Annotated in this window: 15 protein-coding genes and 2 pseudogenes; 7 read left to right on the forward strand and 10 right to left on the reverse strand. The window is 60.5% G+C overall.

What is annotated here, in order from left to right:
• Window positions 1-43 precede the first annotated feature (43 nt).
• The 5 genes from ACFFNA_RS31005 to ACFFNA_RS31025 all read left to right on the forward strand — a co-directional run bounded on the left by ACFFNA_RS31005 (window position 44) and on the right by ACFFNA_RS31025 (window position 3,523).
• A complete protein-coding gene (locus tag ACFFNA_RS31005) occupies window positions 44-1,144 on the forward strand; it encodes a CapA family protein (protein ID WP_378923621.1) in 1,101 nt (366 codons plus the stop codon).
• Window positions 1,145-1,287: 143 nt separating this feature from the next.
• Window positions 1,288-2,223: an oxygenase MpaB family protein gene (locus ACFFNA_RS31010; protein ID WP_378923622.1), complete on the forward strand. Its 936-nt coding sequence runs from the start codon at window positions 1,288-1,290 to the stop codon at window positions 2,221-2,223.
• Window positions 2,220-2,948 (forward strand): SAM hydrolase/SAM-dependent halogenase family protein, encoded by a 729-nt coding sequence (locus tag ACFFNA_RS31015; protein ID WP_378923623.1) that lies wholly within the window; start codon window positions 2,220-2,222, stop codon window positions 2,946-2,948. Before ACFFNA_RS31010 ends, ACFFNA_RS31015 begins: the two co-directional genes overlap by 4 nt.
• Window positions 2,949-2,986: 38 nt before the next feature.
• A complete protein-coding gene (locus ACFFNA_RS31020) occupies window positions 2,987-3,142 on the forward strand; it encodes a hypothetical protein (RefSeq protein ID WP_378923624.1) in 156 nt (51 codons plus the stop codon).
• A 45-nt stretch (window positions 3,143-3,187) separates the two neighbouring features.
• Window positions 3,188-3,523, forward strand: a complete 336-nt coding sequence (locus tag ACFFNA_RS31025) for a 4a-hydroxytetrahydrobiopterin dehydratase (protein WP_136619151.1) — start codon at window positions 3,188-3,190, stop codon at window positions 3,521-3,523.
• 119 nt (window positions 3,524-3,642) lie between these two features.
• On the opposite strand, the gene ACFFNA_RS31030 is transcribed toward ACFFNA_RS31025, so the two are convergent.
• The 9 genes from ACFFNA_RS31030 to ACFFNA_RS31070 form a co-directional block, all read right to left on the reverse strand.
• A complete protein-coding gene (locus ACFFNA_RS31030) occupies window positions 3,643-4,563 on the reverse strand; it encodes a complex I NDUFA9 subunit family protein (RefSeq protein WP_378923625.1) in 921 nt (306 codons plus the stop codon).
• A 67-nt stretch (window positions 4,564-4,630) separates the two neighbouring features.
• The gene (locus ACFFNA_RS31035; RefSeq protein WP_378923626.1) at window positions 4,631-5,029 is read right to left on the reverse strand and encodes a hypothetical protein; all 399 of its coding nucleotides are present in this window, start codon (window positions 5,027-5,029) and stop codon (window positions 4,631-4,633) included.
• 38 nt (window positions 5,030-5,067) lie between these two features.
• Window positions 5,068-5,775, reverse strand: a complete 708-nt coding sequence (locus ACFFNA_RS31040) for a GntR family transcriptional regulator (RefSeq protein ID WP_136622356.1) — start codon at window positions 5,773-5,775, stop codon at window positions 5,068-5,070.
• Window positions 5,776-5,905: 130 nt separating this feature from the next.
• A complete protein-coding gene (locus tag ACFFNA_RS31045; protein WP_378923627.1) occupies window positions 5,906-6,664 on the reverse strand; it encodes an aspartate/glutamate racemase family protein in 759 nt (252 codons plus the stop codon).
• Window positions 6,665-6,674: 10 nt separating this feature from the next.
• On the reverse strand, window positions 6,675-7,397 hold the full coding sequence (locus ACFFNA_RS31050; RefSeq protein ID WP_111547949.1) for an ABC transporter ATP-binding protein: 723 nt from the start codon (window positions 7,395-7,397) through the stop codon (window positions 6,675-6,677).
• Entirely contained in the window at window positions 7,394-8,173 is a 780-nt protein-coding gene (locus ACFFNA_RS31055) for an ABC transporter ATP-binding protein (protein WP_111547948.1), read from the reverse strand. The genes ACFFNA_RS31050 and ACFFNA_RS31055 overlap by 4 nt, the downstream gene beginning before the upstream one ends.
• 3 nt (window positions 8,174-8,176) lie before the next feature.
• Window positions 8,177-9,139: a branched-chain amino acid ABC transporter permease gene (locus tag ACFFNA_RS31060; RefSeq protein ID WP_245446329.1), complete on the reverse strand. Its 963-nt coding sequence runs from the start codon at window positions 9,137-9,139 to the stop codon at window positions 8,177-8,179.
• Window positions 9,140-9,157: 18 nt separating this feature from the next.
• Window positions 9,158-10,024: a branched-chain amino acid ABC transporter permease gene (locus ACFFNA_RS31065; protein WP_111547946.1), complete on the reverse strand. Its 867-nt coding sequence runs from the start codon at window positions 10,022-10,024 to the stop codon at window positions 9,158-9,160.
• A gap of 79 nt (window positions 10,025-10,103) precedes the next feature.
• Window positions 10,104-11,306, reverse strand: coding sequence for an ABC transporter substrate-binding protein (locus ACFFNA_RS31070; protein WP_111547945.1), 1,203 nt, complete (start codon window positions 11,304-11,306; stop codon window positions 10,104-10,106).
• 201 nt (window positions 11,307-11,507) lie between these two features.
• On the opposite strand from ACFFNA_RS31070, the pseudogene ACFFNA_RS31075 reads away from it, so the two are divergent.
• Both ACFFNA_RS31075 and ACFFNA_RS31080 read left to right on the forward strand, forming a co-directional pair.
• Window positions 11,508-11,846: pseudogene (locus ACFFNA_RS31075) on the forward strand (aspartate 1-decarboxylase); the annotation flags it as partial.
• A gap of 107 nt (window positions 11,847-11,953) precedes the next feature.
• Window positions 11,954-12,448 (forward strand): annotated as a pseudogene (locus ACFFNA_RS31080) (PfkB family carbohydrate kinase).
• Window positions 12,449-13,405: 957 nt separating this feature from the next.
• Here ACFFNA_RS31080 and ACFFNA_RS31085 read toward each other — a convergent pair.
• Window positions 13,406-14,836, reverse strand: coding sequence for a basic amino acid/polyamine antiporter (locus ACFFNA_RS31085; protein WP_378923628.1), 1,431 nt, complete (start codon window positions 14,834-14,836; stop codon window positions 13,406-13,408).
• Window positions 14,837-14,851: the final 15 nt, after the last annotated feature.

Here is a 14,851-nt window from a genome sequence, read left to right on the forward strand (position 1 = left end):
TGAGCGGCATGACTGATCGTGATGGGCCCGGCTGGTACGCGTCATGCGGATCTTTCTCTGTGGCGATGTGATGACGGGGCGAGGCATAGACCAAGCGCTTCCACATCCGTGTGACCCTCGTCTTCACGAGCGCTATGTGCAATCGGCCATAGACTACGTCCGGATGGCGGTGGCTGCGAACCAACCGATACCGACACCGGTCGACTTCCCCTACATCTGGGGCGCTGCGCTGCAAGAATTGGAGCGGGCTCGGCCGGACGCGAGCATCATAAATCTCGAGACCAGCATTACGCGCTGCGACGCCTATGTCGCCAAAGGCATCAACTACAGGATGAGCCCCGAGAACGCCGACTGCCTCGTCGCCGCGGGGGTCGACTGCTGCGTGCTCGGCAACAATCACGTTCTTGATTGGGGGCGCGCTGGGCTGCTGGAGACCCTGGCGACGCTCAAGCGTTTGCAAATCAAGACCGCAGGCGCGGGGCGCAATGCCGCCCAGGCAAGCGCCCCGGCGATTTTGGCAGACACCGACGCAGGGCGCGTACTTGTTTTTTCGTTCGCCTCGAAGACGAGCGGCGTCCCTCGACATTGGGCGGCGACGCATGACCGGGCCGGAGTGAACTTTCTACCTTCGCTTTCCGATGCGACTGTCGCAGCGATCGCCGATCTGGTGGCCGCTGTCCGACGAGAAAATGATGTGGTTGTGGTCTCCCTTCATTGGGGACCAAACTGGGGCTATGACATCCCGGAGGAGCAAAGGTGGTTCGCCCACGAACTGATCGACAGGGCCGACATATCCATCGTTCACGGCCATTCATCGCATCATGCCAAATCCATCGAAGTGTACAAGAACCGCCTTATTCTCTATGGCTGCGGCGACTTCCTGAATGACTATGAAGGCATCAAAGGCCACGGGGAATTTCGGCCCGACCTTGCCCTGATGTACATCGCTGACCTTGGTCCTGGAAGCGATCTGGTCACGCTCGAACTGGTGCCCCTCCAGATCCGCCGTTTCCAGCTCATCCAGGCGGCGAACAGCGACATTGGCTGGTTGCAGCAGACCCTGGACCGCGAAAGCCGGCAGTTTGCTACGTGCGTTGGCACTGCGCCAGGGGGGAGGCTTGCGCTGTCCTGGCCGACAATGTGAACTGGCGGTGGGCGCTGTCTGCCAATTGAGCTATAGTAAGTGATCGAGCACCGTAGAAAGTGGCCGTAGTTTCGCCAAGTGCGTCCAGCGGCCCAACTTCGCTGTTCGGAAGCACGCGTTTCTTGTGAATGGCGCTCGTTGCCATGACCACGCCGATCGTCCTGCCTTGGCCGTTGCAAAGCCTCCTGGAGGCGGTAGCGCGGGCGGTGCTGCAACCTGGCGACCGGCCTCACATCGATTTCTCGCGACCGATCGGCGAGGCCGCACTGGTATCGCCGGACTCCGTGTCGTGGCGCGTGTTCAAGAACCCGCTTTCACTGTTCATCGGCGGCGTCACCGCAGTGATCATGGAGCTTGCAGAACCGCGGGTGCGCACCGGCGTATGGGAGCATACGTCTTTCCGCCTGAATCCAATTCGGCGACTGCACAGCACGGGGCTCGCTGCCATGGTGACGATCTACGGTTCCCGCACCACGGCCGAGGCCATGATCGCCCGCGTTCGGCGGATACACGACCGGGTCGCAGGCGTAACATCGTCAGGCGAGGCGTATTGCGCCAATGACCCCGACCTTCTGAACTGGGTTCACGGCACGGCGGCGTACGGCTTTGTCCAAGCTTATCACACCTATGTGCGGCAGCTCTCCGCATCGGAACGCGACCGCTGTTATGCCGAGGGCGTTCCCGCCGCGCGCCTTTTCGGCGCCACAGGCGCACCGGAATCGGAAGCCGAGCTTGAAACGCTGTTCCATGCGACAGCCGGACGGCTGGATCGCTCGGCCATCGTGCTCGAATTTCTCGAGATCATGCGTTCGGCGCCTATCCTGCCGCTGCCACTGGGGCCGGCACAGCACCTGCTGGTGTCGGCTGCCGTTGATCTGGTGCCTGGTTGGATGCAGGCGCTGTTGGGGCTCACCGGGCACGGCTTGCACAGCTGGGAAGCCGAGACGGTCCGGCAGGCAGGAGCTTTGGCGGATCGCCTCGTCATGGAAACCAACCCGGCCGTTCAGGCCTGCCGGCGGATGCGCCTTCCGGCCGACTATCTGTATGTCCATCGCAGCGCAGTCGGCCCCCGTCCATGATTGTCTTGTTCACGGATTTCGGCTTGCACGGCCCCTACACGGGCCAGATGAAGGCTGTGTTGCACCAGATGGCGCCGGGCATTCCCGCGATCGACCTCTTCTCCGATGCGCCGGTCGGCAATCCCAAGGCGTCGGCTTACCTGCTGGTGGCCTACGCGGAATGGTTCCCTGCGGGAACCGTCTTTCTCTGTGTCGTCGATCCAGGCGTCGGAGGGACGCGGCCGTCCGTCATCGTCGAGGCCGACGGTCGCTGGTATGTCGGCCCCGGCAACGGCCTGTTCGAGCTGATCCAGCGCCGCGCGGCCAAGACGTTGAGCTGGGATATCGACTGGAGGCCAGAGCGCCTGTCCGCCAGCTTCCACGGGCGTGACCTGTTTGCCCCGGTCGCGGCCATGCTGGCACGCGGTGAGCCGCCGCCCGGCAGGCCGCGCCTGGATGAAGCAGATCGTCGTAGAGACTGGCCTGAGGACCTCGCCGAGATCGTCTATATCGACCATTTCGGCAATGCCATGACCGGCCTGAGGGCGGCCAGGCTGCCGGCAGGCGCAAGGCTCGCCGCAGCAAATCGCCTGCTGGAGGGCGCGACGACCTTCAGCGATCGGCCGCCAGGCACGGCCTTTTGGTACGAGAACTCGAACGGGCTTGCCGAGATCGCTGTCAATCAAGGGCGGGCGGACGGTGAGCTCGGTCTCGTGATCAGCAGTCCTGTGGAAATCGTCCTTTGAACGAAACCGGTTGTCCGTCACGGCGTTGATCTATTGCGATGCGCAAATCAACGAAACAAGGCCCGGGCGCCGATCTGCCGAAGCTGCAAAAAGGCGATGACAAGGTGCGGGCGACGACCGGCAACAAGCGCGTTGCCGAGCAGATTCGCAAGGTTCTTGCCAAGCACTATGCGAGCAAATACCGGGCGAGGTGAAAAACGCGATCGCTACACCCGGAACGAGCACGAAGGGAGGTTGTCATGACCGATGGTATTGCTCAGAAAACCTGTACGCCCTGCCGCGGTGGCGTCGCGCCGCTAACGCAGGAGGCAGCCGAGGGCTATCTGTCCCAGACCCCTGGCTGGGAACTGGAGGAGGGGCGCCTGCTGCGCCGCAAATTCAAATTCGCGGACTTCCGTCAATCGCTCAGCTTCGTCGACAAAGTTGCTCGATTGGCGGAAGAAGAACGGCATCATCCCGACATCTGTTTCGGCTGGGGTTATGCGGCAGTCTCGCTGCAGACACACAAGATCAAGGGATTGCACGAGAACGACTTCATCATGGCCGCGAAGATCAACCTCATCGCCGGTTCGTAGAGAGGGCACCCGGCACCAAACGGCCGGAACGGGGTCCAAAAGCTCGCTTTCACGATTGGCCGGTTAGCGCGATTTCGGACACTCAATCGCGGCGTCTGAGTACGGAAGAAGGTCGTTGATCAGGGATTACGCAACATCTCCTGGAGTATTTCCTCGAGCGGGTGCGGCGAAATGCCAAGTTCTTCAAATCCGGGCATCTGCGGCGATGACACGTTGTCGACCTGCATCAGTTCCACCTGATTACGAGTGACGGGCGGACTCGCAAGCATTTCCGCGGCCCATGCCAGTGCGTGCCAAGCGGCAAATGGGATTGGAATCAGTTTGGGCTTAAGACCGGCTTGGTGCGCAACGGCTCTGAGAAATTCCTCGTAAGAGTAGACGCGAGGACCGCCGCACTCATACGTGATCGCATGCGTCTCCGTCCCCTGCAGCGCCCTTGCGATCGCCTCCGCCACATCTTCCACATAGGCCGGCTGCAATCTCGTCAGGCCGCGACCGAACATCGGATAGATTGGAAGCCGGCGGAGAAGTTTGAGGATAATCGTGAGAAACGCGTCATCCGGTCCGAACATCACCGCCGGGCGGATGATGATGGCGTCAGCAAACGCGGCACGCACCGCCTGTTCGCCTTCGCCACGCTTGCGGATGTAGAGCGACGGCGAGGCAACATCCGAGCCGATTCCTGAAACGTGAGCGAGCCGTTCAACGCCAGCTCGGTGTGCTTGAGCTGCAACCCGCCGGGCCGATTCGACATGCACGGAATGAAAGGTCTCCTGTCCCCGTTCGACATAGAGACTGACCGCATTTACAACACCATAAGCACCAGCGAATGCACCGGTGATCGCCCGCTCATCGTGGATATCGGCTTCGACCGATTGAAGTTGCGGATCATCAGAACCAAACAACTTCTCGGCCCGTTCCGGATGTCTTGATGCAATCCGAACGAAAAAACCGCCATCGCGGAGATGCCGAACAACGCGGCGGCCGAGAAACCCGGTTCCACCGAACACGGTGACGACGCGATGGTTCATGGCAGCCATGGCCTGGACTCTGTCAGCTCATGTCAGCCGCCTCGACCCGGCGGTTCAGGTCACTTGGGCGGCACGCCTACTGACCACTATCTGCCACCTGGGCTACCTCGTACAGATTGCTATCGATCTCGTCCGTCAACTGATCTGGTGGAGCGCCGTAGCGCGACAGGTCGAAAGCCTTCATGACCGCAGTGGATTGAGGGAGGGCGGCGATGCGTGCCAACACAGCGGCAGTGCGAATGCGGGTTGCGAATTGTCTGTTCCAGACCTTTGAGTAGCGACTGCCCGCGACAACGCGCGCTGCCCGATCCCGTCGGTCGAACCTGGCCAATTCGTTGGCCAACAGCCAGCCGGACTGCAAGGCGCAGGGCCGCTTGCCAAACCCGCTTCGTTCGATCCGTTCCTCGAGCGCCGCTCCCATCGCATCAAGCGCCGAAACTCGAGAGACCATAATCCAGGCAGTGCCGGCAACCACGGCTGCTCGCGTACAGCAGCGCTGAGTGCTCTCCCGCTCTACGGACGAAGCAAGTCGGAGAGATTGTCAGACTTTTCTATCTTGTCTGTGAGGTCGAGCCCCGACAGGAGGTCGACCAGATGACTGGTCATCAGCTCGGCCGCTTGGGAACTACGCCCTGCTTCGATTGCATCGACCAGCGCGTGATGGGCGTGTTTCTCACAGGTCGCGTCGCGCCGTTTCCAATAAAGCGCGATGATGAGGGAAGAATGCGAGACAAGGTCGCGAACGAATTTGGTGAACACCGAATGTGCAGCGATCTCAGCGATGCCAACGTGGAAACGTGCCGACAGCATGATCGCCTCGCTGTCCCGGCCAGCGTGAAGTGCTTCATGCTCCTTCTCGAGATGCTGCCGCAACCATGCAATGTCGCTTGGTACCGCCGCGCTGGCGGCGAGCCAAGCCACCTTGGGTTCGATCAGCGCCCGTGCCTCGAACACCTCGCGGGCTTCAATTTTCGACGGCTGTGCCACGAAAGCACCGCGGTTCGGCTCCAGCCGCGCCAACCGGTCATGGGCCAGAGCTTGCAGGGCAGCACGAATGACGGTGCGGCTCACCGAATAGATCGTCGCCAACTCATCTTCCGGCAGCTTGGTGCCAGGGGCGAGACGATGACTGACGATGGCATCTCTCAGACCATAGTAGATCGGCGACCAGCGGGTTGCCGGTTTTTCGTCACGATCCTCTTCTCTGAGCACTGTCAACATGCTTTTCAACGCGCAGGCACAACACCGCCTGATCTATCCCAAACCGCTTAACGGTCGATGCAATCTAGTATCGCTTGCGCGGCGGTCAATCCCGGGACACAGGATCTCAATTCGTAAGGCCAAGCGCGTTCTAGGTCGGTGATATAACCGCTGCGGCAGCTCCGGCCGGAGACAGCGATTCATAGATCCCCGAAAACCGTTTGCTGCGGGGAGCAGCGTATCCGCCGACCTTCGACGTCCTCAAACCGACTCTGAACAGGCTCTCTGCCAACGTCACCGCGCAGGCGACACCGTCGAGTACGGGAACGCCGTGTTCCTGCGACAGGCTGCTTGCCAGATCGGCCATTCCGGCGCAGCCGAGAACGATCGCCTCCGCCCTGTCCTCAGCGATGGCGCGCGCGATCTCGTCCGAGATTCTGCGCCTGGCGTTCGAGCCCGGTGGTTCGAGATCGAGCACGGCAACCTCCGACGACCTGACTTTGGCGCAGCGCGACGCGAGGCCGTATTTCACCAAATTGTGCTCGATCGCCGGAACGGAGCGGGCGAGCGTCGTCACAACACTGAACTTGCCTGCAACAAGGCTGGCTAGGTGGAAGGCGGCCTCGCCGATACCGATGACCGGAGCCTCGGTGGCGCAACGTGCCGCGTCCAGCCCGGTATCGTCGAAACAGGCAATCACATAGGCATCGATGGCCGCTGCCTTGCTCATTTCGGCGATGATACCCGGAACGGCGAAGGCCTCGTCGAAATAGCCTTCGATGCTCGGCGGACCATCACCGGGGTTGACCGAAATGATCTCCGTTTCTGCGGAGGCGACGCTCATTGCCGCCTTGCCGATCTTGGCGGTCATCGATTCGGTGGTGTTGGGATTTATGACAAGTATGCGCATGCGATAAGCCTCAGACCTCGCCGCCAAGATAAAGACGCTTGACTCGTTCGTCGGTCAGCAAATCGGCGGAATTCCCACTAAGGGCGACGCTGCCGGTGGTCAGCGCATAGGCACGCTGCGAAATGCGCAACGCCATGCGGGAATTCTGCTCGACCAGGAGAACGCTGACCTTTTCGTCGCGATTGATTGCCACGATCGAGCGGGCAATGTCCTGGACAAGCTTCGGTGCGACGCCCAGTGACGGCTCATCGAGCAGCAGCAGGCGTGGCTTGGCCATCAACGCTCGGCCGATAACCAGCATCTGCTGCTCGCCGCCGCTCATCGTTCCGGCGGCTTGCGAATATCGCTCCTTGAGGCGAGGAAAACGGCCGAGCACCATCTCCAGCGAGTTGGCAATCTCGGCCTTGTCGGAGCGGGTGAAGGCGCCCATCAGGAGATTGTCCCGGACCGACATGTAAGGGAAGACACGGCGCCCCTCTGGAACCATGGAGATGCCCATCTTGACCACGTCATCGGGAGCAGCGCCATCGATGCGCTGGCCATGGTAATGGATCTCGCCGGACTTGATTTTGCGCAGCCCGGTGATGGCGCGAAGGATCGACGATTTGCCAGCACCGTTGGCGCCGATCAACGCAACGGTCTCGCCCTCGTTGACCTCAACCGACACGCCTTTCAGCGCATAGACGTGATCGTAATAGAGTTCGACATTAGCGAATTTCAGGATCTGGTTCATAGGCCGATCGCCTCGTCTTCGCTGCCGAGATAGGCCTCGATCACTTTGTCGTTGTTCTGGATTTGCGCCGGCGTTCCCTCGGCGATCTTCTCGCCGAAATTCAAGACGACGATGCGGTCGGAAATCTTCATGACGGCAGGCATGTCGTGCTCGACCAGAAGGATGGTGAGGCCAAGCTCGCGCAACCGTTTGACCATCGCCACCATTCTCATCGTCTCGTCGTGATTCATTCCGGCGAAAGGCTCGTCCAGCAGCAGGATCGACGGGTTCGTGGCGAGACCGATGGCAATGCCAAGGGCCCGCAAGTGACCATGCGGCAAGTTTCGGGCGATTTCACCGGCGAGCGACGATAGGCCGAGCAGCTCAAGAATGTCGTCGGCCGAGGCGCCGAAGGCCGCCTCGTCGGCCTTGGCCGTGCCGGTGCCGAGGAAGAAGCCAATCAGGCTCGCCGTGGAGCGCAGATGGTGAGCGATGATGACGTTTTCGCGCACGCTCATGTTCTTGAAGATCGTCGTTTCCTGAAACGTCCGGACGACGCCCTTGCGTGCCGCGATGTGCGGCGCCAGATCGGAGATGCGCTCGCCCTTCAAGCGCACCTGGCCCGATGTCGGCCTGAGGAAGGACGAGATCAGCTTGAACAGCGTCGATTTGCCGGCGCCGTTGGGGCCGATAACCGACAGTATCTCCTTCTCGCGCACCGAGAAGGAGACGTTGTTGACCGCGACGAGACCGCCAAAGCGCTTCGTCAGGGCCGAGACTTCGAGCAGATCGGCCATGGCTCAGCCCTTCTTCCGGGTCGTGGCGGCAAGGCTCAGCAAGCCGTTGGGCAGGAACAGCATCAGCACGATCATCAAGGTCGAGTAGATCAGCAGCTGGAACTGGCCGGTCTGGAACAGCAGGTCCCAGCCGAAATAGAGCACCAGCGTGCCCAGCATCGGACCGAAAACATAGCCGAGCCCTCCGAGGAAGCAGTTCAGCATGAAGTTGACAGAGTCGGTGACCGTGAAGCTGGACGGATAGATCGATTGCGAGATGGCGGCGAAGATCGCTCCGGCGACGCCGCCGAAGAAGGACGAGACGGCATAGGCGATGACGCGCAGATAGGCGATGTTGACGCCGATCGACGAGGCCAGCTCCTCATTCTGCTGGAGTGACTGGCAGAGCTTGCCAATGCGTGAATGAACCAGCCGGTACACCACCGCGAAGCAAGCCACCATGAGCGCGGCCGCCAGCAGGTAGAAGGCAAGCCGGGAATTATGCAACGTGGCGAAATCCGGAATGATGATGAGGCCGAAGACCGACAGCGCCCCGGGCAGCGGGATGCTGACCATCCCCTTGGCGCCGTTGGTGACCGGCAGCGCCAGCGCCAGAAGCCGCGCGACCTCAGTCAGCACCAGTGTCACCATGGCGAAATAGACGCCGCGCAGCCGCAGGATCGGCAGGCCGATAGCGACGCTCGCCGCCGCGCAAAACAGGCCGGCGGCCGGCAGCGTCAGCCAGAACGACCAACCGTAGGTCACCACGAGTATGGCCGAGACGTAGCCCCCCATCAGTGCGTAGGCGCCCTGACCGATATTGATCCGGCCGATATAGAAGGTGAGCCACACGCCGGCACTGGCAATGCTGAGCAGAGCCACCGAGGTGAGCGTGTAGTAGAGGTCGGTCCGACCGCTGGCGGAGATCAGAACCGGCACGGCGATGAAGACGATCGCCAAAAAGGCGGCGACTGAAGCAATTTTCATGTTATGCGTCATCGCGCATCAACCCCACGGCTTGCCCATCAGCCCATTGGGGCGGATCGAAAGGAACACCATCAGCGCCGCGAAGATGACGAGGTAGGTAACGTCGCCATATTCGCGCAGCACAGTGAGGCCGACGGACTCCATCATGCCGAGGATGAAGCCGCCGGCGATCGCGCCGCCGACGACGCCGGCGCCGCCGATCATCACCATCATAAAGGCCTTGATCGAGATCGGCCCGCCGATTCCGGAATTGACACCGGTGATGGTGACCAGGAGGCCACCGACGATGCCGGCCAGCATGGCACCCATGGCGAAGCCGATCATCGTGTAGCGATCGACCTTGACGCCCATCAACTGGGCAGCGACCCGATCCTGGGCCAGCGCCCGCATGGCTCGCCCTACCCTGCTGTACTGCATGTAAAGGACGAAGGCGGCGATGAAGACCAGTGCGAGCACGCCGACGAGCATACGGTCATAGGGCATGATGATGCCGCCATCGTTGAAGACGCCCTTGACGATCTTGGGTACGCCGCGCTGCTTTTCACCGAAGATGAGCAGGATGACGGCGTCGAAGAAAAACGCCGTCGCCGCCGCCAGCAGCATGGTGCTTTCCTCTCGGAGGCTGCGCTTGATGACGGTCCGGAAAAGAAACTTCTCCATGAGCGCTCCGATGACCGCAAGGGTGACGCCCGAAGCCAGTAGCGCCAGAACGAAGGGCAGTCCGAGCTGCCCGTAGACGGTGTAGCTGATGAAGCCGCCCAGCACGTACATCTGCCCGTGGGCAAAGTTCAGCACGTTCATCAGGGCGAAGATCAGGGTGAGCCCCAATGCGATCAGCGCATATTGGGCGCCGAGGTAGAATCCATTTGCGATGACCTGTTCCATGGACGCCTTCAATCTTCCGAGGGACCCGGAGAATGTTCCGGGCCCCCGGCAACGCGGGAGGAAGAAACCGCAGCTAACCCTAGTCGACCGTGCCGACGAACAGGGTCTGGAAGGCACCGTCCTTGTACTCGTTGACCACCATCGGCACCGCGAGCTGGCGCTTCTGGCCGAAGGAGGTCGTGCCGACATAGCTCAGCTTGGCATCGCCCTTCAGGTAGGGGTTGGGCGCCGAGAAGGTGTCCATGGTCTTCTTGAATTCATCGACATTGTCGATCGCCGCCGGATTGGCCTTCAGCGTGTCGATGATGTACTCGAGCGCATAGACCTTGGTGTTGGACTCGTCATTGTACTCACCGAACATCTTGGTGTAACGGGCGACGAATTCCTTCATCGCGTCCGAGGCGATCTCGGGCGTGGAGGCACCGCCAACCGAGATGAAGCCGTTGGCGTATTCGCCGGCGCCCTCCTCGAGAACCTTTGCGTCCTGTGCCGTTTCGGTCGAGATCAGGCCTTCGAAGCCGAGCTCGCGGGCGGCGCGGATGAGCAGCGGCGCATTGGCCGGCGCGACGCCTGACAGCACGAGCAGATCGGGCTTCAGCGCAACGATCGGCGTGAGCACCGGCGTGAAGTCGCGCGTATCGTTCTGGTAAGTGTCGTTCTGGGCGACAATCTTGAGGCCGAGCGCCTTGGCTGCCTCAACGCCGCCGTCACGCTGGCTCAACGGATCCGATTCATTGGCGGCAACGAAGGCAATCGTCTTCACGCCCTTGTTTTCCTTGAGGTATTTGTAGATCGCCGGGCCCGATTGATAGTTAGCGATCATGCCGAGCACGGCATTCGAGGCAGGCTTCTGATAAAGCGCCTTGGGGAAAGCGTAAGGGAAATAGATGATGCCGTTGGCCTCGGCGACCGGGCGCACGGCGGCAGCACCGTCATCGACATTCGGGCCGACCACGTAGTGGATGCCCTCCTGCGCCATCTTTTCCATGCCGGCAATGGCGCGCTTGGGGTCTTTCTGATCGTCGAACGTAACGATGTTGACGTTGTAGGTGGCGTCGCCAATCTTGACGCCGCCGGTCTCGTTGATCCAGGCGGCACGCGTCTGCATCGAACGTACGTTCGACGTGCCCCAAGCGGCGGCGGGGCCACTGGTGACACCGACGAAACCGATCTTCAGTTCCTTGTTCTGGGCCTCCGCGGACGGCATGCCCGCAGCGGCCATAGCGAGAGCGGAGACGGCGCCAAGCACCATCGATTTGAGAGTCGAGCGTCGGTTGATCATTCTGGCATTTCCCCTTCTGGTTATCGCGCTTTGTGTTTTTGCTCTTTGGCTGCGCGGATGCCCTAAGGGAAACCTCTAGCGCAAGATTGTCAACACAATTTTGATATTTTGTGTACAATCTCACCACAGATTGCAGACCGAGAGGCAGAGAAGACGCATCCTGCACTGCTGCGGCAGCGATATCCTCTCGCCCGCAGGCACGGGATCCTGCCGATGGAATTCGTGGAGATATGGAACAAGAATTCCGGCGCTCGGATTTCGACCTATGTCATTCTGGGCGAGCGCGGCTCACGGTGCTGCATCCTCAACGGTGCGGCGGCCCGCACCTGCCAGACAGACGACCAGATCATTGTCTGCAACTCGATCTACCTGGACGAAGTGCATATCACCTCGCTGAAGCCGCGGATCGTCACGTTCGACCAGGACAACCACATCCTGAGCTACTCGGTCGATCTCGACGCGCAAGGGCGATACAGTTTCTCCATCCTTGACGGGGCGAATGCAACTTTGGCCATCCTTGCCTTGGCCTCCGGGACGTAATTTGTTCTCGATCTTTGCGCGCGCGCTTCCCTGGGTTTGATTGGCCGCCGATCACCGCCGCAGGCCGAATGCGCTTGACAAAGTAGCGCTGGCCAACGGCTGAGATCATCGCTGCCGTTGCCGCCGTGCTGCACGAAAATCCGCACGTGCCGGTAGTGCTCGACCCCGTACTGGCCTCCACTTCAGGCCGGGCTCTGCTGGAAGCAGGCGCCATCGCCGTCATGAAGCGCAATCTGATGCCGCTTTGCCGTCTCGTCACACCCAATCTCATCGAACTGGCGCTCCTTGTTGGCTCGGAACTGGCGGTGGATGAGGACGGCGCAGTATGGCAAGGCTAGGGATTGCTGGCCGCCGAAGCGCAGGCCCTGCTGATCAAGGGCGGCCACGCATCGGGACCTCGATCAACCGATATTCTGTTGCGCTTCGATCAAGCACCGGTCCGCTTCGACATGCCGCGCCTTGCCACATCGATGCGCGGGACGGGTTGCATGCTGGCCAGTGCGATTGCATCGCATCTGGCGAAGGCGGGCCCACTCGAAGACAGCGTGCACATGGGCAAGCTGCTTGCCTTCGAGAGGCTGCAGAAGAAGGCAGCCGAATGACAGTGGTTTATGCTCAAGTTGATCGGCCTCGGTTGCCGCTTGCCCCAGAGCGGACGCCCGTCTTTCGACACCCCAGCCTTTGTCATGGGCGCGAGCCAGACCCGCCGATTCGCACGCCATTGTACGCCGCAGCCCTCTGCGACGCTGAACGGGATTTACCTCCGAAGCAACGACATGTCAGATCACCCGAACGGTCAGGAAGGAGCGAGGAAATGGCCGACGGCGTGTGATGATGTGCACGAAAAATCGAAATCACAAGGGCGGCCGTTTCTACGCAGCAGCCTCCCCTACTCCCACTCGATTGTTTCTAACCCAGCTGTGGGTGGTTCGCCCAGCCATATCCCTCGTATGTTCTCGTATTCGGTGGCGAACTGGGTAAGAGCTCCAAATGAGCACCCCCACCCTCTGATCCCTAATCTGAACGTCACAGGTTCGATTCCTGTCGTAATCACCAAAGTTTTCAAGTACTTAGCGAACCAGCGCCGTCCTTTTTTTGCGAATTAAGTACGGCGAATTTTCTTGGACGCACGACATCGAACAGATTGGCATACGCCTCGACAATGCGAACGGAAAGTTGTCCTTCCGGCTAGAGGCGCTCCCGTTCGATGGGCGTCACACGCCATTCCTGGCTGGACTCCAGTCTTAATAGGGGTAGTCTGCCTCCGCCGGTGACAAAAGATCACAAGTGTTGGCCGGCTTGCACCGAGCTGCCATCCGGGTGGGCGTGAGCTGTGGCTAACCCCAAAACGTTCAAATTTGGAATCACTCATCGGAGCGACCTGATCCTGTTGAATCGGGTCTATAACCGTGTTTGCCGCGAGCAAGGAATTGCCAAAGGCAGTCATCGCGCGGCCGAACTGAGAGCGAGTGCAATGGCGCTTGTCTCGGTGGGCGAGATCGACGAAGCATCTCTTTACGAGCGCCTTCGACGGGTCGAATATCCCGTTCCTCCTGACGCTAGATAGCGATCTGGCCCGTTGCGACGCCGTAGATCCCAAAAAGGCAGCCAGCTGCTGCGGCCGCAAAGACAATCCATTCCGCGCCGACCAACGCCGGCTTGTTCTGCTCCCGTCTGACCTGAACAAAAAGTAAGGTGCCGGGTGCGTAGAGGATGGACGACAGCAAGAGGAATTTCAGGCCGCCTGCGTAGATCATGAACGCGGCATAGAGCGTTGCTATACTGGCAACGATCAGGTCGCGAGATCGCTCCTGGGGTCTGGTGTCGTAAGTCTCATGGCGCATCGCGAGAAGAAGGCCGTATGCAGCAACGAGCAAGTAAGGAACCAGGATCATAGCGCTGCTCAGCTTCACCATCAGCACGAATGCGTCTTCCGAAAAAAGAGTGCTGATCAGAAACAACTGAATCACGATATTGGTCAGCCAAAGGGCGGCGGCTGGCACTTTGTGACGGTTCTCGCTTGCAAAAATCTTTGGCATGTCTCCGCTCTTTGCGGCTGCGAACAACACCTCCACACGAATCAACGACCAGGCCAGATAGGCCCCGAGCACCGAAACAATCAGTCCGATGCTGACGAAAATTCCTCCCCACGGTCCGACAAGGGACTCCAGCACGGAGGCCATGGATGGCTGTCTCATAGCCGCGATTTCCGTCCGCGCGAGCACAGCGTAAGGCAGCAGCGTAACCAGGACCAGCAGGCACAACACGCCGACAAAACCCAGGATCGTAGCGGCGCCGACGTCCGAGCGTTTTTGTGCGTAGCGGGAATAGACGCTTGCGCCCTCGATTCCGATGAAAACAAATACGGTGATCAGCATGGTCGCGCGGATTTGCTGGAAGAGACCGCCCGGCGACACGGGCTCCGCATCCCAGAGGTTCGCGGCGAAAAGGTCGGCGTTGAACGCGCTGATCAGAATCACGATAAAGACAAGGATAGGAACGACTTTCGCGACTGTGACAACGGTGTTGATGACGGCAGCTTCTCTGATCCCGCGCAGGATCGTGAAATGGAACAGCCAGAGTCCGAGCGAAGAGACCAGGACAGCGGGAACCGTGTCGCCGTTGCCGAAGAAGGGCAAGAAAGCGCCAAGCGTCGATTTGATCAGGACCCAGTAAGAGACGTCGGCGATACAGGCGACCAGCCAGTAGCCGAAGGCCGACAGAAACCCGGCATAGTCACCGAAACCGGCTTTTGCGTAGGCAAAGATGCCGGCATCGAGTTCGGGCTTGCGCTCCGCGAGTGCCTGGAAGACTCGCGCCAGGGTGTACATCCCGGCCCCGGCGATACACCAGGCGATGATAGCGCCAACCGGCCCGGTCGCGTTGGCGAAGGTGCGCGGCAGTGAAAATATACCCGCGCCGATCATTGATCCGACCACCATGGAAGTTAGCGCGGCCAATGAAAGGGATCGCGGGGTATCGGATGTCATGGTCGCGTCCTAGGG

It is taken from the genome of Mesorhizobium kowhaii (assembly GCF_042431665.1).
Taxonomy (GTDB): domain Bacteria; phylum Pseudomonadota; class Alphaproteobacteria; order Rhizobiales; family Rhizobiaceae; genus Mesorhizobium; species Mesorhizobium kowhaii.

Excerpts from the sequence above, each read along its gene's own strand:
- ACFFNA_RS31005 (WP_378923621.1), top strand. The coding sequence starts at position 44 with ATGCGGATCTTTCTCTGTGGCGATGTGATGACGGGGCGAGGCATAGAC.
- ACFFNA_RS31010 (WP_378923622.1), top strand. The coding sequence starts at position 1,288 with ATGACCACGCCGATCGTCCTGCCTTGGCCGTTGCAAAGCCTCCTGGAG.
- ACFFNA_RS31015 (WP_378923623.1), top strand. The coding sequence starts at position 2,220 with ATGATTGTCTTGTTCACGGATTTCGGCTTGCACGGCCCCTACACGGGC.
- ACFFNA_RS31020 (WP_378923624.1), top strand. The coding sequence starts at position 2,987 with ATGCGCAAATCAACGAAACAAGGCCCGGGCGCCGATCTGCCGAAGCTG.
- ACFFNA_RS31025 (WP_136619151.1), top strand. The coding sequence starts at position 3,188 with ATGACCGATGGTATTGCTCAGAAAACCTGTACGCCCTGCCGCGGTGGC.
- ACFFNA_RS31030 (WP_378923625.1), bottom strand. The coding sequence starts at position 4,563 with ATGGCTGCCATGAACCATCGCGTCGTCACCGTGTTCGGTGGAACCGGG.
- ACFFNA_RS31040 (WP_136622356.1), bottom strand. The coding sequence starts at position 5,775 with ATGTTGACAGTGCTCAGAGAAGAGGATCGTGACGAAAAACCGGCAACC.
- ACFFNA_RS31045 (WP_378923627.1), bottom strand. The coding sequence starts at position 6,664 with ATGCGCATACTTGTCATAAATCCCAACACCACCGAATCGATGACCGCC.
- ACFFNA_RS31050 (WP_111547949.1), bottom strand. The coding sequence starts at position 7,397 with ATGAACCAGATCCTGAAATTCGCTAATGTCGAACTCTATTACGATCAC.
- ACFFNA_RS31055 (WP_111547948.1), bottom strand. The coding sequence starts at position 8,173 with ATGGCCGATCTGCTCGAAGTCTCGGCCCTGACGAAGCGCTTTGGCGGT.
- ACFFNA_RS31060 (WP_245446329.1), bottom strand. The coding sequence starts at position 9,139 with ATGAAAATTGCTTCAGTCGCCGCCTTTTTGGCGATCGTCTTCATCGCC.
- ACFFNA_RS31065 (WP_111547946.1), bottom strand. The coding sequence starts at position 10,024 with ATGGAACAGGTCATCGCAAATGGATTCTACCTCGGCGCCCAATATGCG.
- ACFFNA_RS31070 (WP_111547945.1), bottom strand. The coding sequence starts at position 11,306 with ATGATCAACCGACGCTCGACTCTCAAATCGATGGTGCTTGGCGCCGTC.
- ACFFNA_RS31085 (WP_378923628.1), bottom strand. The coding sequence starts at position 14,836 with ATGACATCCGATACCCCGCGATCCCTTTCATTGGCCGCGCTAACTTCC.